The 14,728-nt window shown below is 71.2% G+C and carries 10 protein-coding genes and 1 pseudogene; 5 read left to right on the forward strand and 6 right to left on the reverse strand.

All coding sequences use genetic code 11. The features are described 5' to 3' along the window. Window positions 1-15: 15 nt before the first annotated feature. Window positions 16-627 (reverse strand): hypothetical protein, encoded by a 612-nt coding sequence (locus CTZ28_RS20285; RefSeq protein WP_121891063.1) that lies wholly within the window; start codon window positions 625-627, stop codon window positions 16-18. 217 nt (window positions 628-844) lie between these two features. Here CTZ28_RS20285 and CTZ28_RS20290 point away from each other — a divergent pair, with 217 nt between their 5' ends. Then, window positions 845-1,543, forward strand: a complete 699-nt coding sequence (locus tag CTZ28_RS20290) for a glycoside hydrolase family 75 protein (protein ID WP_121891064.1) — start codon at window positions 845-847, stop codon at window positions 1,541-1,543. Between the two features lie 131 nt (window positions 1,544-1,674). Here the strand turns inward: CTZ28_RS20290 and CTZ28_RS20295 are convergent, their stop codons facing one another. The 3 genes from CTZ28_RS20295 to CTZ28_RS20305 all read right to left on the reverse strand — a co-directional run bounded on the left by CTZ28_RS20295 (window position 1,675) and on the right by CTZ28_RS20305 (window position 6,006). Further along, window positions 1,675-2,580, reverse strand: a complete 906-nt coding sequence (locus tag CTZ28_RS20295) for a class I SAM-dependent methyltransferase (RefSeq protein WP_121891065.1) — start codon at window positions 2,578-2,580, stop codon at window positions 1,675-1,677. 164 nt (window positions 2,581-2,744) lie between these two features. After that, window positions 2,745-4,460, reverse strand: coding sequence for a glycoside hydrolase family 6 protein (locus CTZ28_RS20300; protein WP_121891066.1), 1,716 nt, complete (start codon window positions 4,458-4,460; stop codon window positions 2,745-2,747). 64 nt (window positions 4,461-4,524) lie between these two features. Continuing rightward, the gene (locus tag CTZ28_RS20305) at window positions 4,525-6,006 is read right to left on the reverse strand and encodes a cellulose binding domain-containing protein (RefSeq protein ID WP_121891067.1); all 1,482 of its coding nucleotides are present in this window, start codon (window positions 6,004-6,006) and stop codon (window positions 4,525-4,527) included. 256 nt (window positions 6,007-6,262) lie between these two features. On the opposite strand from CTZ28_RS20305, the gene CTZ28_RS20310 reads away from it, so the two are divergent. After that, window positions 6,263-9,178 (forward strand): glycoside hydrolase family 48 protein, encoded by a 2,916-nt coding sequence (locus tag CTZ28_RS20310; protein ID WP_121891068.1) that lies wholly within the window; start codon window positions 6,263-6,265, stop codon window positions 9,176-9,178. Window positions 9,179-9,389: 211 nt separating this feature from the next. After that, window positions 9,390-11,729: a WD40/YVTN/BNR-like repeat-containing protein gene (locus CTZ28_RS20315; protein WP_310887616.1), complete on the forward strand. Its 2,340-nt coding sequence runs from the start codon at window positions 9,390-9,392 to the stop codon at window positions 11,727-11,729. A 100-nt stretch (window positions 11,730-11,829) separates the two neighbouring features. Here CTZ28_RS20315 and CTZ28_RS48395 read toward each other — a convergent pair. Both CTZ28_RS48395 and CTZ28_RS20325 read right to left on the reverse strand, forming a co-directional pair. Beyond that, window positions 11,830-12,280, reverse strand: a pseudogene (locus CTZ28_RS48395) (rhamnogalacturonan lyase family protein); the annotation flags it as partial. Between the two features lie 104 nt (window positions 12,281-12,384). Beyond that, window positions 12,385-12,690: a 4a-hydroxytetrahydrobiopterin dehydratase gene (locus CTZ28_RS20325; RefSeq protein WP_121891070.1), complete on the reverse strand. Its 306-nt coding sequence runs from the start codon at window positions 12,688-12,690 to the stop codon at window positions 12,385-12,387. A gap of 120 nt (window positions 12,691-12,810) precedes the next feature. Here CTZ28_RS20325 and CTZ28_RS20330 point away from each other — a divergent pair, with 120 nt between their 5' ends. Both CTZ28_RS20330 and CTZ28_RS20335 read left to right on the forward strand, forming a co-directional pair. Further along, window positions 12,811-13,641 carry a helix-turn-helix domain-containing protein gene (locus CTZ28_RS20330; protein WP_121891071.1) on the forward strand — a complete coding sequence of 277 codons (831 nt, stop codon included), beginning with the start codon at window positions 12,811-12,813 and terminating at the stop codon, window positions 13,639-13,641. 96 nt (window positions 13,642-13,737) lie between these two features. After that, window positions 13,738-14,598, forward strand: coding sequence for a helix-turn-helix domain-containing protein (locus CTZ28_RS20335; protein WP_121891072.1), 861 nt, complete (start codon window positions 13,738-13,740; stop codon window positions 14,596-14,598). The last annotated feature ends 130 nt before the right edge of the window (window positions 14,599-14,728 follow it).

Genomic DNA, 14,728 nt, shown 5'->3' on the forward strand with positions numbered 1-14,728 from the left:
GACACCGCGCGCCGGTCAGTCGGGGTGCACGTCCGCGTGTACGACCTCGAACTCCTCCAACACGGTCACGGTCGCATGCGCCTTCGCCACACCCTCGTGCCGGGCGAGCGCGTGGTCCGCCCGGGACGCGGCCAGCGAGTCGCGGTCGACGAAGAGCATGCCGACCATGCCGCGTCCGCGCTCCCGGTCCACGAACAGGGACGCCCCGGCGACGCCGCGAGCCGCTTCGAGCCGCGGCAGCACCGCCGCCCGGAAGACGTCGGCGAGCAGTTCCGTGTCCGCGGGGTCGAACTCCAGCCTGGTGACGCGCAGTCCCCCGCCCACCCGCGGATGCTGGAGCACATGGAGGGCCGCCACCTCGTAGTTGTCGACCGTCACCGTGCCCGCGAACGGCTCCAGGAGCGCGGCCCGCTTCACCCGCATCACCTCGTCGCTGTTGTGCCGGTCGGCCGCGGAGGCCCACCAGCTCGCGGAGAGCAGTTTGCCGAGTTCCCGGTCCACGAAGACGCCCGCACCACGGTAGCCGGGACGGTCCGCGAGCAGCTCCCGCCCCGCCGTGTTGAGCGCGCGGACGGCCGCGTCGATCTTCGTGGGGTCTCCGGTCGCGTACACCGTGCGGACGAACATGACGCCTCACCTCCCCGGAAGCCGGGTAATGGCACGGGAATGCGCAACCCAAGAATCCGGAAATGTTCGCTAGCCCCAGTGTTGTCCGCGCGGCCAACCCCCGCAAACGGCGCGGGCGACACACGGTGGCGCCGCTGGGCTTGACGAGGCCATGCAAAGAGGGTCACCTTGGAAGCCACCCGGTAAGGAAACTTTCCTAATAGAAGGGTCCCCCACAGTGCGTATGCGACCACTGACCCTCGCCGCGGCCTCCGGGGCCGCACTGCTCGCGACCGGCGTGCTCCCCGCGAGCGCGACGGGCGCCCCCACCACCCCGGCCTCGGCCCAGGAGGGCACGGTCAGCGCGGCCGACCTGCTCGCCAAGGTGACGTCCTGTCAGCAGATCTCTAACGGCACGTACCGCACCGACGCAGAGACCCCGGCCACGATCCCCGTGTGCGGCAAGAACGGCGCGGTGTTCTGGAAGGCCGACATGGACATCGACTGCGACGGCCGGCGCACCGCGAACTGCAACGAGGACACCGACCCCTGGTACCAGGACGACACGGCCTTCCACCAGTCCGACGGCAGGCCGTTGGCGGCGGACGAGCTGCCCTACGTCGTGGTGCCCAGCTCCAGCGGCATCTGGGACTACGCGAGTGCCGGCATCAGGGGCGGCGGCGTGGTCGCCGTCGTCCACGCCGACCAGGTCGAGTACGCGGTCGTCGGCGACACCGGCCCCACGGAGATCATCGGCGAGGCGTCGTACGCCACCGCCCGGGCACTGGGCATCGACCCCGATCCGGCGACCGGCGGCACCGACTCCGGGGTGACCTACATCCTGTTCACGAACTCCCAGGTCTCCCCCATCGAGAACCACGCCGCCGCGATCACCCTCGGCGACCGACTGGCCCAACAGTTCCTGCGGAGCAACTGAGGCCGACGCGGGGGCACGTCTCCCGGAGCGGCCGACCCGCGGTGTGGGGTCGCCACCGCAGGACCTCATCGTCCGGGAAGCGGATGATTATCTCTGCGCATCCCCGGGCTCGTCGACGGCCGGCGCCGCTGTCAGGCGGAACGCGTGGCCGTGTGGACCGTATGGGCGGAGAGCACGAACACGTCCGGGCGGTGGTGGACGCTCGCGGGGTCGGCCGGGTCGAGGAGGCGGTCGAGGGTGGCACGGTCGTTGGCGTCGAGGCCGTCGGCGACGACGTCGCGCATCCGGCCGAGGGACGCGGCGGCGTGGGCGCGGGCCTGGTCGGACGCCGGTGCGGGCAGATCGAGCAGGAAGCTGCGGGTGCGGGTGTGCCGCAGGCCGACGGACGTCAGCAGGGCCGGCCAGTCCTCGGTCTCGGCGACGCTGCCCGGCAGTTCGGCCCGCATCCGGGTGAACCACTCCTCCCGCACGGCATCGAGCCTGGCCTCAAGTCCGGGCCGTCCGATGCCGATGTCCCTGGGCAGGAACCGGCTGGGCAGGCCGCCCTCCAGCAGGGCCAGCGTGCCGCCCGGTGCCAGCCGGTCGGCGAAGGCGGCGAGCGCGGCGCGCTGGTCGGCGAGGTGGTGCAGGCTGTGGCTCGCCCACAGCAGATCGGCCGGGTAGGGCAACTCGTCGAGCACGCCGGGCAGTTCACCGGAGAGGGTGTCGAAACGGTCGGCGACGCCCTGCCGGACGGCCCGGGCGCGGGCCCGTTCCAGGAGCGGCTCGGCTCCGTCCACCGCCAGCACCCGGGCGCAGGGGAACGCCTCGGCGAACCGGCACGACACCACACCGGGCCCGCTGCCGACGTCGACGATCAGGCCGGGCTCGGGCGCCTGCTGGGCGAGCCAGGCCATGGTCTCCTCGTACACGGGCGCGGACAGCTCCGCCTGTGTCTCCAGCGTCGAGGCCATCTCGGACCAGTCGATGTCGGTCCCCCGCTGCCCGTGGCCCCGCCGGTGCGAGTGGTCGTGGTGGTCGTGGTGTCGGTGCGCCATGCTGGTCAACCTCTCGTCCGGATGCCGACCAGCCTGCGTCGGCGCACCGCGCGGGGGCCAGTCCTCTTGCCGGTGCGGCAAAACCGGTACGGCGCCGTGCGGGCAGGCGCGTGTGCCGCCGGGCCGGCCCCCGGAGGGAACCGGCCCGGCGGGCCGTCATCGCGTCACGACAGCGGCGGGTAGGCGTTCTGCATCAGCTGCTGGAACTGGGCGGAGAACCAGTGCCCGGACAGCGGCGCGTTCGGCAGGGCGCCCGACATGCTGTTGCCGTTGCGGGCGTTGCCCGTGTACGTCGGGTCGCACATGCGGTCAAAGCCCTTGCCCTCGTCGTTCGGGATGGCACTGCTGGAGCCGTCGGACTCCCCCGGGGGCTTCATCCACACATAGGCGTCGATCCCGCTCGCCGGGCCGGCCTGCGGCCGCTCGCCGAGGCCGGCTCCGGACTGGTTGCACCAGTTGCCGACGTGGATGCGGCGGTCGTAGCGGCCGCCGTCGATGTACGTGTCGACGCTGGTCTGCGCGCCGGGTCCGGTCGGGCGGGCGGTGCCGCCCCAGCCGTTGCGGGAGGTGTCGATGAGCATGCCGATGTTCGCGTTGAAGCCGGCCGAGACCAGTTGGCTGCGGAAGGCCTGCGCGAAGGACTGCTCGTCGACGTAGCGGTTCCAGTCGACCCACTTCGACTGGCGCACGGAGGTGCCGTTCACCGAGTCGTTGATGGTGAAGTTGTTCTCCTTCAGGGCGCTGTAGTTCGCCGTGTTGGTGATGAACCCGGCGACATCGTCCACCGTCGCGCCCTCGCTCGTCGCCGCCTGCTTGAACAGGGTGGCGGACGGGGCGAAGTTGTCGTCCCAGCCGATCCAGCCGTGGTGGCCGGCGTCGAGGTAGTTGTAGACGTTCGGGATCGCGCCGAGCTCGGCGAGGGCGTAGCCGACGCCCTTCACATAGTTGCCGTTGGCGAGCATCGTGTCGCACTGCGGGGTCGCGGTGGCGCGGCTGCCGGTGTTGGTGACGAGGTTGGGCAGCGAGTCGATCTCGATGGTGGTGACGATCCGCAGCGCGGCGTACTTCGGGTCGGCGAGGATCGCCGCGATCGGGTCGATGAACTCGGTCTTGTACCTGCCGATCTCGGTCGGGCCGAGTTCGCCGTTGGACGCCAGGGCGGCACAGTCCCGCCCGGGCAGGTCGTAGACGACGAGCTGGACGACCTCTTCGCCGCTGCCCTTCTGGGCGAGGGCCGCGTCCAGGTGGTCGCGCAGGCCCATGCCGCCGCCCACGCCCTCGATGGCGGCGATCCGGTCGAGCCAGACGCCGGTGGGCTGGTCGGAGACGCGGCTGCCGCCCGGCTCGGCGGCGGCCTTCGCGGACCACTCGGGGTTCACGTACACTTTGGCGCCGGCGTACGGGTTGTCGACACGGGAGCCGGTGCCGCCACCGCCCCCGCCGCCACCGCCGCCGCCGTCATCGACGTTGCAGGTGACGCCGTCCAGAGTGAAGGCGGTCGGGAGCGCGTTGGTGCCGCTGTAGGAGGCGTTGAAGCCGAAGCTGACCGAACCGCCGGTGCCGAGCGTGCCGTTGTAGCTCTCGTTGGCCACGGTGACGGCCGTGCCGCTCTGGCTGAACTTCGCGTTCCAGCCGCTGGTGACGGTCTGGTTGCCGGCGTACGCCCACTTCACCGACCAACTGGACTTGGCGGCACCGTTGTTGGTGACGGTGACGGCCGTGGTGAAGCCGGTGTCCCACTGGTTCTGCACCTTGTAGTCGACGGTGCAGGGTACGGCGGAGAGGCCGGCTTCCGCGGCCGGCACGGACGCGAACGCCGTCCCGGAGGCGCCGGCGACCAGCGCCAGGGCGGCGAGCATCGCTGTTCTGGTACGACTCATGAGTGCGGGTTCCTTCTTCTCTCGGTGTGTTCCTCGGTGTCTTCCGCGGTGTGTTCCTCGGGGGTCACGGGTTGAGGGCGCGCAGGTGGTCGCGCAGCCCGATGCCGTACGCCGTGGGCGTACCGTCGAAGGAGGAGATCAGCGACGGGCCGGCGGAGCAGTCCCAGGTGTTCCAGGTCCAGCCCAGGTAGGACAGGTTCCGGTCGTCGAACCACCGCATGACCTGGTCGACGAACCCGTGCGCACAGGTGTTCTCGCCGATCTCCCCGGCCACCAGCGGCACCTGCTCCGCCACCGGGGCCAGCGTGGAGTTCCAGCAGCTCTCGCTCGCGCAGGTGTTGAAGTTGTACACGTGGTACGCGGCGACGAGATTGCCGGTCGGGTCGGTGGGCCGGTAGGTCAGCCACTGGCCGAGGTCGTTGGAGTACGCGAGTCCGCCCGCCATGATGACGTTCTGCGCACCCGTGCCGCGCACGGCGTCGACCAGGTCCTGCATACCGGCCACCTCGTAGCCGATGCCGGGACAGCTGCCGCCGTCCCGCCAGCACTCCCAGGCCTGGGTGAGGGTGGGGGTGGCGCGGTCCGGGTAGGGCTCGTTGAAGAGGTCGAACACGGTCGCCGGATCGCTCTTGAAGGTGCCGGCCACCGAGGCCCAGAAGGACGGGGTGTACTGCCGGCCGGGCATCGGCTTCTGGCAGGTGGCGTGCACGTCGGAGCAGCCGGCCGAGTTGCCGGTGTACTGGCCGTGGCTCCAGTGCAGTTCGAGGATCGGTGTCATGCCGTGCGCCTCGACGCGGGCCACCAGTTCCTTGACCGCGTCGATGTAGTTGTCGCCCGCGTACTCGGGCTTGACGTTGGAAAGGCCCAGCCAGCACTCCTCGTTGAGCGGGATACGGACCGCGTTGGCCTGCCAGTCGGCGATCGCCTTGATCGCCGCGTCGTCCACGGGTCCGTCCCAGATGCCGTAGCCCTGCACGCACATGAACTCGCCGCCGGAGCGGTTCACGCCGAGCATGCGGTGCGCGCTGCCGTCGGCGTCGACCAGCTTGTTCCCGGACACCCGCAGTGCGGGTGCCGTGCCGTTCCCGGGCGGATCGGTCGGCGGGTCGGTCGGTGGGTCGGTCGGCCCGGAGTCGACGTTGCAGGTGGTCCCGTTGAGCTTGAACGTCGTCGGTACGGCGTTGCTCCCCGACCAGGAGGCGAGGAAGCCGGCGCCGACGCTCGCGCCGGTGGGCAGCGAGCCGTTCCAGCTCTCGTTGGCGGCGGTCACGGTGGTGCCGGACTGGGACCACTCGGCGTTCCAGCCCTGGGTGATCTGCTGACCGCCCGCGAAGTCGAAGCTCAGGCTCCAACTGCCCAGCGCGGCCATGTTGTTGGTGATGGTCACGGCGCCCTGGAAGCCGCTGTCCCACTGGCTGGTGACGGAGTACTCCACCGTGCACGCGGGTGTGGCTCCGGACGCCGAGACCGCCGGCACCAGTGCGGTCCCGAGCAGGGCGACCGCACCGGTGATGGCTAAAAGTACTGAACGCGGGGGGTGTCGCATGAGCGACTCCTTGCAGCTCGGGCGCGTCGTGACGGACGCGTCGACTGAATGGAATCGCTCCCACTGGTGCGAAGGAAGGTAGCGCCAAGCGACGGCAAAGAACAGAGGAATCGCTTGACTTTTCCGCAACCGCGTTCATCGAATCTTTTCGACTCTTCAAGCACCTTGACCGCCCTCGGCCCCTTCCCCACTATGGGAGCGCTCCCACTGGTTCAAGCCTTGACTTCTCCGAGCCGCACAAGGAGGAACCAGCACGATGCATCCCGGACGCAGACGAAGAGCCGCACGGCGGTTATGGACCGCCGTGGTGGCGGCGCTCGCCCTGCCCCTGTCGATGCTCGCCACCGGTACGGCCCCCGCGCACGCGGCGGCGCTCCGGTGCAGCGTCGACTACAGGACGAACGACTGGGGCTCCGGCTTCACCGCCGACCTGACCCTGACCAACCGCGGCACGGACGCCGTCGACGGCTGGACGCTGACGTACACCTACCCGGGCAACCAGCAGCTCACGAACGGCTGGAACGGCACCTGGACCCAGTCCGGCCCGTCGGTCACCGTGCAGAACGCCTCGTACAACGGGACGATCGCCGCCGGGGCCGCGGTGACCACGGGCGCGCAGTTCACCTACAGCGGCGCCAACGCGGCCCCGGCCTCCTTCGCCATCAACGGCACGACCTGCGCCGGCGCCCATCAGCCGCCGGTCACCGTGCTGACCAGTCCGAGCGCGGGCGCGGTCTACTCCCAGGGCGACGCGGTGCCGCTCGCGGCGACCGCGGCGGCGGCCGACGGGGCGACGATCAGCAAGGTCGAGTTCTACGACGACACCACGCTGCTGGGCACCGACACCAGCGCGCCGTACTCGCTCTCCGCCGCTGGTTTGACCGTGAGCAGTCATTCTTTGCTGGCGAAGGCGTACGACAGCCTGGGCGCCGCCGCCGAGTCCGCGCCGGTCGGCATCACCGTCGCCTCGGGACCTGCGGTGGTCGCCTCCCCGACCCAACTCGGCATCCAGCAGGGGAAGTCGGGCACGTTCGACGTCAGGCTGTCCACCCGGCCGAGCGCCGAGGTGACGGTGAGCGTGGCCCGCACGGAGGGCAACACGGGCCTCAGCGTCACCGGCGGATCCTCGCTGACCTTCACCCCGGCCGACTGGAACACCGCGCGGCCGGTGACGATCACGGCCGACTCCTCGGGCACCGGCACCGCGACGTTCACCGCCTCGGCGACCGGCCACACCGGGGCGACGGTCACCGTGACGGAGCTGGCCGCCGCGAAGACGTACGACGCCCGCTTCCTGGACCTCTACGGGAAGATCACCAACCCGGCGAACGGCTACTTCTCCCCCGAGGGCATCCCCTACCACTCGGTCGAGACGCTGATCGTCGAGGCACCCGACCAGGGCCATGAGACCACCTCCGAGGCCTACAGCTACCTCCTGTGGCTGCAGGCCATGTACGGCAAGGTCACCGGTGACTGGTCCAGGTTCAACGGCGCCTGGGGTCTGATGGAGACATACATGATCCCGACCCACGCCGACCAGCCGACCAACTCCTTCTACAACGCGTCGAAACCGGCGACCTACGCGCCCGAGCTGGACACCCCGAACGAGTACCCGGCCCGGCTGGACACCTCGATCCCGGTGGGTTCCGACCCGATCGCGGGCGAGCTGAAGAGCGCGTACGGCACCGACGACATCTACGGCATGCACTGGATCCAGGACGTCGACAACGTCTACGGGTACGGCAACGAGCCCGGCAGCTGCGAGGCCGGCCCCACGGCCACCGGACCGTCGTACCTCAACACCTTCCAGCGCGGGCCGCAGGAGTCGGTCTGGGAGACCGTGCCGCAGCCGACCTGCGACGCCTTCAAGTACGGCGGCACGAACGGGTATCTGGACCTGTTCACCGGCGACTCGTCCTACGCCAGGCAGTGGAAGTACACCAACGCCCCGGACGCCGACGCGCGCGCGGTGCAGGCCGCCTACTGGGCGGACGTGTGGGCGAAGGAGCAGGGCAAGGGCGCCGAGGTGTCGGCCACCGTCGGCAAGGCCGCGAAGATGGGCGACTATCTGCGCTACGCGATGTACGACAAGTACTTCAAGAAGATCGGCAACTGCGTCGGTCCGGCCGGCTGCCCGGCGGGCACCGGCAAGGACGCCTCGGACTACCTGCTGTCCTGGTACTACGCCTGGGGCGGCGCGAGCGACCCCGGCGCGGGCTGGGCCTGGCGCATCGGATCCAGCCATGTCCACGGCGGCTACCAGAACCCGCTCGCCGCCTACGCGCTCAGCTCGTACGCCGATCTGAGGCCCAAGTCGGCGACGGGCGCGGCGGACTGGGCGAAGTCGCTCGACCGGCAGCTGGAGTTCTACCGCTGGCTGCAGTCGTCCGAGGGGGCCATCGCGGGCGGCGCCACCAACAGCTGGCAGGGCCGCTACGCCACCCCGCCGGCCGGTACCCCGACCTTCTACGGCATGTACTACGACTGGCAGCCCGTCTACCACGACCCGCCGTCCAACCAGTGGTTCGGCTTCCAGGCCTGGTCGATGGAACGGGTCGCCGAGTACTACCAGCAGACCGGGAGCGCCGCGGCGAAGACGGTCCTCGACAAGTGGGTCGCCTGGGCGCTGTCCCGGACCACGATCAACCCCGACGGCAGCTACCGGATCCCGTCCACCCTCCAGTGGTCGGGTCAGCCCGACACCTGGAACCCGTCCGCGCCGGGAGCCAACAACTCCCTGCACGTCACCGTCGCCGACTACACCGACGACGTCGGCGTGGCCGCCGCGTACGCCAAGACCCTGACGTACTACGCCGCCAGGTCCGGTGACCCGACGGCGAGGACGACGGCGAAGGCGCTCCTCGACGGCATGTGGACGCACCACCAGGACAGCCTGGGCATCGCCGTCCCGGAGACCCGCGCCGACTACAGCCGCTTCGACGACGGCGTGTACGTCCCGAGCGGCTGGAGCGGGACGATGCCCAACGGCGACGCGATCGACTCGTCCTCGACGTTCATGTCGCTGCGGTCCTTCTACCAGGACGACCCGGCCTGGTCGAAGATCGAGAGCTATCTCGCGGGCGGCGCCGCGCCCGTCTTCACGTACCACCGCTTCTGGGCCCAGGCGGACATCGCCCTGGCCATGGGCTCGTACGCGGAGCTCCTCGAATAGTCCCCGCCAGGCGCTCCGCGGGACGGCCGGGGCTCCACCGTGCCTCCCGCGAGTGCTCGGAGCCCCGCGTACGCGACCCCGTCATCGGGCGACGGGGTCACCGGGCCGGGCGGTCCGCACCCGCACCGAGGGCCGCCCGGCCGTCACGCCGTGCCATCCCGTCCCGGAGCGGACGGTCCCGGTGAGGACCGTCCCGGAGAGGACCCCCACCGTGCGCAGAACCCGCATCCTGACGGCCGTGCTGGCGCTCGCCGCCGGCCTGCTCGCGGGCACCGAGCCCGCCCTGGCCGCGCCCGCCCCACGGGCGGCGCCCGCGGCCGACACCTACACCTGGCACAACGCCCGCATCGACGGGGGCGGCTTCGTCCCCGGCATCGTCTTCAACCGCTCGGAGCAGAACCTGGTCTACGCCCGCACCGACATCGGCGGTGCCTACCGCTGGCAGCAGTCGACGCGGACCTGGACGCCGCTGCTGGACTCGGTCGGCTGGGCCGACTGGGGGCACACCGGCGTGGTCAGCCTGGCCTCCGACGCCGTGGACCCGGACAAGGTGTACGCGGCCGTGGGCACGTACACCAACAGCTGGGACCCGGGCAACGGGGCCGTGCTCCGCTCCGCCGACCGGGGCGCCACCTGGCACAAGACCGGCCTGCCCTTCAAGCTGGGCGGCAACATGCCCGGCCGGGGCATGGGCGAGCGGCTCGCGGTCGACCCGAACAGGAACAGCGTCCTGTACCTGGGCGCGCCCAGCGGCAAGGGCCTGTGGCGGTCGACGGACTCCGGGGTGACCTGGTCGCAGGTGACGAACTTCCCCAACCCCGGCACCTATCGGCAGGACCCGAACGACACCACCGGCTACGCGAGCGACAACCAGGGCATCGTCTGGGTCACCTTCGACGAGTCGACCGGCGGCTCCGGCACCGCGACGAGGACGATCTACGTCGGGGTCGCGGACCAGGACAACGCGGTGTACCGGTCGACGGACGCGGGCGCGACCTGGTCGCGGCTGCCGGGGCAGCCGACCGGGCACCTCGCCCACAAGGGCGTCCTCGACGCGCAGAACGGCTGTCTGTACCTCGCCTACAGCGACAAGGGCGGCCCGTACGACGGCGGCAAGGGCCGGCTGTGGCGGTACGCGACCGCGACCGGCACCTGGACGGACATCAGCCCGGTCGCCGAGGCCGACACCTACTACGGGTTCAGCGGGCTGACCATCGACCGGCAGCACCCGGGCACCGTCATGGCCACCGCGTACAGCTCCTGGTGGCCGGACACCCAGATCTTCCGCTCCACGGACAGCGGCGGCAGCTGGACCAGCGCCTGGGACTACACGTCGTACCCGAACCGCTCGAACCGCTACACGATGGATGTGTCGTCGTCCCCGTGGCTGACCTTCGGCGCAAACCCGGCCCCGCCCGAACAGACCCCGAAACTGGGCTGGATGACGGAGTCGCTGGAGATCGACCCGTTCGACTCGGCCCGGATGCTGTACGGCACGGGCGCCACGATCTACGGCACCGAGAACCTGACGGCCTGGGACAGCGGCGGCCGGTTCACGGTGAAGCCGATGGTGCAGGGCCTGGAGGAGACGGCGGTCAACGACCTGGCCGCTCCACCCTCCGGCGGGGCACAGCTGTTCAGCGCCCTCGGGGACATCGGCGGCTTCCGGCACACGGACCTGACGAAGGTCCCGTCGATGATGTACACCTCGCCCACCTTCACCACGACCACCGGCCTGGACTTCGCCGAGAGCAACCCGAACACGGTGGTGCGCGTCGGCAATCTGGACTCGGGCCCGCACGTCGCGTTCTCCACCGACAACGGCGCCAACTGGTTCGCGGGCAGCGATCCTTCGGGCGTCAGCGGCGGCGGCACCGTCGCTGCGGCGGCCGACGGCAGCCGGTTCGTGTGGAGCCCGGAGGGCACGGGAGTGCACTACGCGACCGGGTTCGGCGCGTCCTGGTCGGCGTCGAGCGGCATCCCGGCCGGTGCGATCGTCGCGGCGGACCGGGTCGACGCGAAGACCTTCTACGGCTTCAAGTCCGGCACGTTCTACGTCAGTTCGGACGGCGGAGCGAGCTTCACCGCGTCCGCCGCGAGCGGGCTGCCGAGCGGCGACAGCGTGCGTTTCAAGGCGCTGCCGGGCACCAGGGGCGAGGTGTGGCTGGCGGGCGGGGCGAGCGACGGCGCGTACGGGCTGTGGCACTCGACGGACGCGGGCGCGAGCTTCACCGAACTGGCGGGCGTCGAGCAGGCCGACACCATCGGCTTCGGCAAGGCGGCCACGGGCGCCTCGTACCGGACGCTGTACACCAGCGCGAAGATCGGCGGGGTGCGCGGCATCTTCCGGTCGACGGACAAGGGCGCGAGCTGGACCCGGATCAACGACGACGCCCACCAGTGGGGCTGGACCGGCGCGGCGATCACCGGCGACCCGCGGGTGTACGGGCGGGTGTACGTGGCGACGAACGGCCGGGGTGTGATCTACGGCGACACCTCGGACCCGAGCGGCGGAGGCGGGGCACCGGCACCTGGTCGGGCTGGTCGCTGAACTGGTCGTCGGCACCGGGCTCCTCGATGGACCTCGGCTTGCGCGGTCGGCTGACCGACGAGGGCGCGTGCCGAGACGACACGCGCCCTCTCGTTCGCGGCTACGGTGTGTACACCGCCGGCCGCGGGGCCGTGGGCATGCCGTCACCGATGAAGAAGCTCGGGTGCGGCGGCTGATTGTAGGCCGTGTTCTGCCAAGACAGCGCGGTGCGGTACTGGGTGTCGTGCAGCAGCGTGGTGATCCTGGTGCCCGTCTCGTACGGCGTCGAGTAGATCCGCAGCGCCGTGTTGTCGCCGGTCGGCCAGATGACCTCCGGCGCCGGTCAGCAGACGGGTGTCGGCCGTGGTGCTGGACGGCTTGCGGCTCGCCACCACGTTCCCCTGGGGGCTGCGGATGCCGCTCACCGCCGACGACCAGGCCTCGGCGCCCGCGCTGCCCGCCCAGATGTCCCCGGCGACGCCCCGGCCGTTGTCCCCATCGGCCGGGGTGGACCAGATGATCTGGCCGGTCCGCGCGTCGGCCAGGTACGCGGACGAACGGATTCCCCCCTCAGTCGCCGCCACCCGCGGGGCGGTTGCCGCATCTCCCGGCCGCCACCGCTGCCCGGGACCAGGGAACGCGACCTGCCCGGCAGGCCGCAGGCCGGGCCCGTGCCTCAGTGGGCCCCGTGGCCCGCGGCGAGTTTCTCCACCCGGTGGGCGAGTTCGAAGTCCCTCGCGGTGACGGCGCCGCCGGCGCAGTGTGTGTGCACGCTCAGCGACACCGAGTGGTAACCGAGGGTGAGGTCGGAGTGATGGTCCAGCTCCTCCTGGACCTGGGCGATGTGCACGACCATCGCGGCGCCGGCGAAATGCGAGCCGAGCCGGTAGGAACGGGTGATCCGGTCCCCGTCCAGCGACCAGCCCGGCAGCTCGGCCAGCCGGTCCTCGATCTCCTGCTGCGACAGCGGTTCGACGGCCATGGCCGGCTCCCTTCGTGACGGTCCCGTTCGCCCCGTGGCGGTCCCTCACGTTCAGCCTGCCACGCCCCGCGCCGAACGCGCGCCGCCCCCGGTCCGGCCTCCTCGACTACGGTCGTCCTCATGGTCAGCACTCCCTCCGGCTCCGCAGCGTCCGCCGCCCCCGCCCACCGGGGAGGCATCGGTCCCCTGCTGCGCGCCTGGCGGGAGCGGCGGCGGCTCAGCCAGCTGGAGCTGGCCCTGCGCGCCGGCTCCTCCGCCCGGCATCTCAGTTTCATCGAGACGGGCCGGTCCCGGCCGAGCGAGGAGATGGTGCTGCGGCTGGCCGAACACCTGGACGTACCGGTGCGGGAGCGCAACGCACTGCTGCTGGCGGCCGGTTACGCGCCACGTTATCCGGAGACCCCGCTGGACGATCCCGCGCTCGACGCGCTGCGCGACGGCATGGAGCGGCTGATCGGCGGCTACGAGCCGTATCCCGCGCTGGTCGTCGACGCCGGCTACACCGTGGTCGCCGCCAACCGGGGCGTCGCGCTGCTGCTGGAGGGCGTACCCGAAGCCCTGCTGGCGCCCGCGCCGAACGCGATGCGGCTGACCCTGCACCCGCAGGGCCTGGCGCCCCGGATCCGCAATCTGCGCGAGTGGCGGGGGCATCTGCTCGCGCAGATGGAGCGGCAGATCGCCCTGCACCGCTCGGACGCGCTGCGCGAGCTGTACGAGGAGGTCGCGGCCTATCCGGTCCCGGCGCGCGCCGAGGAGGAGGAACCGGCCGGGCCCGTCGCCCACTTCGCGCTGCCGATGCGGATCGAGCACGAGGGCCGGGTGCTGTCCTTCGTGTCGTCGATCGCCACGTTCAACACACCGATGGACGTGACCGTCGCCGAGCTGGCCGTGGAGACGTTCCTGCCCGCCGATCCGGCGACCGCCAAGTACCTGCGCTCCCAGGTGGGTTGACCGGAGTGTGACGCTTTCGTCACGGCGGACCCGTGTGCGGGGCGGCAGCGCGTGACACACTGCTCGCAGACAGCGGCGGGCAGGGGAGGACGTGGCGTGAGCGAGCGGCGGCCCGCGCCCACCGTGGGCCAGGTGGTGCTCGGCAAGCGGCTCCAGGAACTGCGGGAGGCGGCCGGACTGGGGCGGGAGCAGGCCGCCCGGGTGCTGCGGGTGGCGCCGGCGACCGTACGGCGGATGGAGACGGCCGAGGTCGCCCTGAAGATCCCCTATGTGCAGGTGCTCCTCACCACGTACGGCGTGCCCGAGCAGGAGGCCACCGCGTTCGTCCGGCTCGCCGAGGAGGCCAACCGGCCGGGCTGGTGGCAGCGGTTCCACGACGTGCTGCCCGACTGGTTCAGCATGTACGTCTCGCTGGAGGGCGCCGCCCGGCTCATCCGCACCTACGAACCGCACTTCGTGCCCGGTCTGTTGCAGACCGAGGGGTACGCGCGCGCCGTGATGGAGGCCGGGACGGTCGGCAGGACCGGGCCGGACACCATCGATCGCCATGTCTCCCTGCGCATGGCCCGGCAGCGGCTGCTGGACCGGGACGACCCGCCCCATCTGTGGGTGATCATGGACGAGACGGTGCTGCTGCGGCCGGTGGGGCGCCCCGAGGTGATGCGCGAACAGCTGGACAAGCTGCTGGAGTACTCCGCCCGGGACCGGGTCACGCTCCAGCTCGCCGAGTTCACGGACGGTCCGCACCCGGGGACGTACGCACCCTTCACCCTGTTCCGGTTCGCCGAGCCCGAGCTGCCCGACATGGTGTTCACCGAGTATCTGACCGGAGCCCTCTATCTGGACTCCCGCAAGGAGGTCTCCCTGCACCTGGAGGTCCTCGACCACATGACGGCGCACGCCTCGTCCGCCCAGCGCACCGAGAAGGTCCTGCGGGAGTACCGCGAGACCTTCTGAGCCGGTCCCGGCGACCGCTGCCGGAGGCCGGTACACAATGCCGCGATGTGTCGGCGGTCGTCCGCGGCACCGTCGTGGCTGGTCGCGCAGTTCCCCGCGCCCCTTCAGGGGCGCGGTCGAACCGCAGCGG

Origin of the sequence: Streptomyces shenzhenensis (assembly GCF_003688995.1) — a bacterium.
Classification (GTDB): domain Bacteria; phylum Actinomycetota; class Actinomycetes; order Streptomycetales; family Streptomycetaceae; genus Streptomyces; species Streptomyces shenzhenensis_A.

Bases quoted from the DNA above. Each gene is read 5' to 3' on its own strand.
- CTZ28_RS20285 (WP_121891063.1), bottom strand. From the start codon at position 627: ATGTTCGTCCGCACGGTGTACGCGACCGGAGACCCCACGAAGATCGAC.
- CTZ28_RS20295 (WP_121891065.1), bottom strand. From the start codon at position 2,580: ATGGCGCACCGACACCACGACCACCACGACCACTCGCACCGGCGGGGC.
- CTZ28_RS20300 (WP_121891066.1), bottom strand. From the start codon at position 4,460: ATGAGTCGTACCAGAACAGCGATGCTCGCCGCCCTGGCGCTGGTCGCC.
- CTZ28_RS20305 (WP_121891067.1), bottom strand. From the start codon at position 6,006: ATGCGACACCCCCCGCGTTCAGTACTTTTAGCCATCACCGGTGCGGTC.
- CTZ28_RS20310 (WP_121891068.1), top strand. From the start codon at position 6,263: ATGCATCCCGGACGCAGACGAAGAGCCGCACGGCGGTTATGGACCGCC.
- CTZ28_RS20325 (WP_121891070.1), bottom strand. From the start codon at position 12,690: ATGGCCGTCGAACCGCTGTCGCAGCAGGAGATCGAGGACCGGCTGGCC.
- CTZ28_RS20330 (WP_121891071.1), top strand. From the start codon at position 12,811: ATGGTCAGCACTCCCTCCGGCTCCGCAGCGTCCGCCGCCCCCGCCCAC.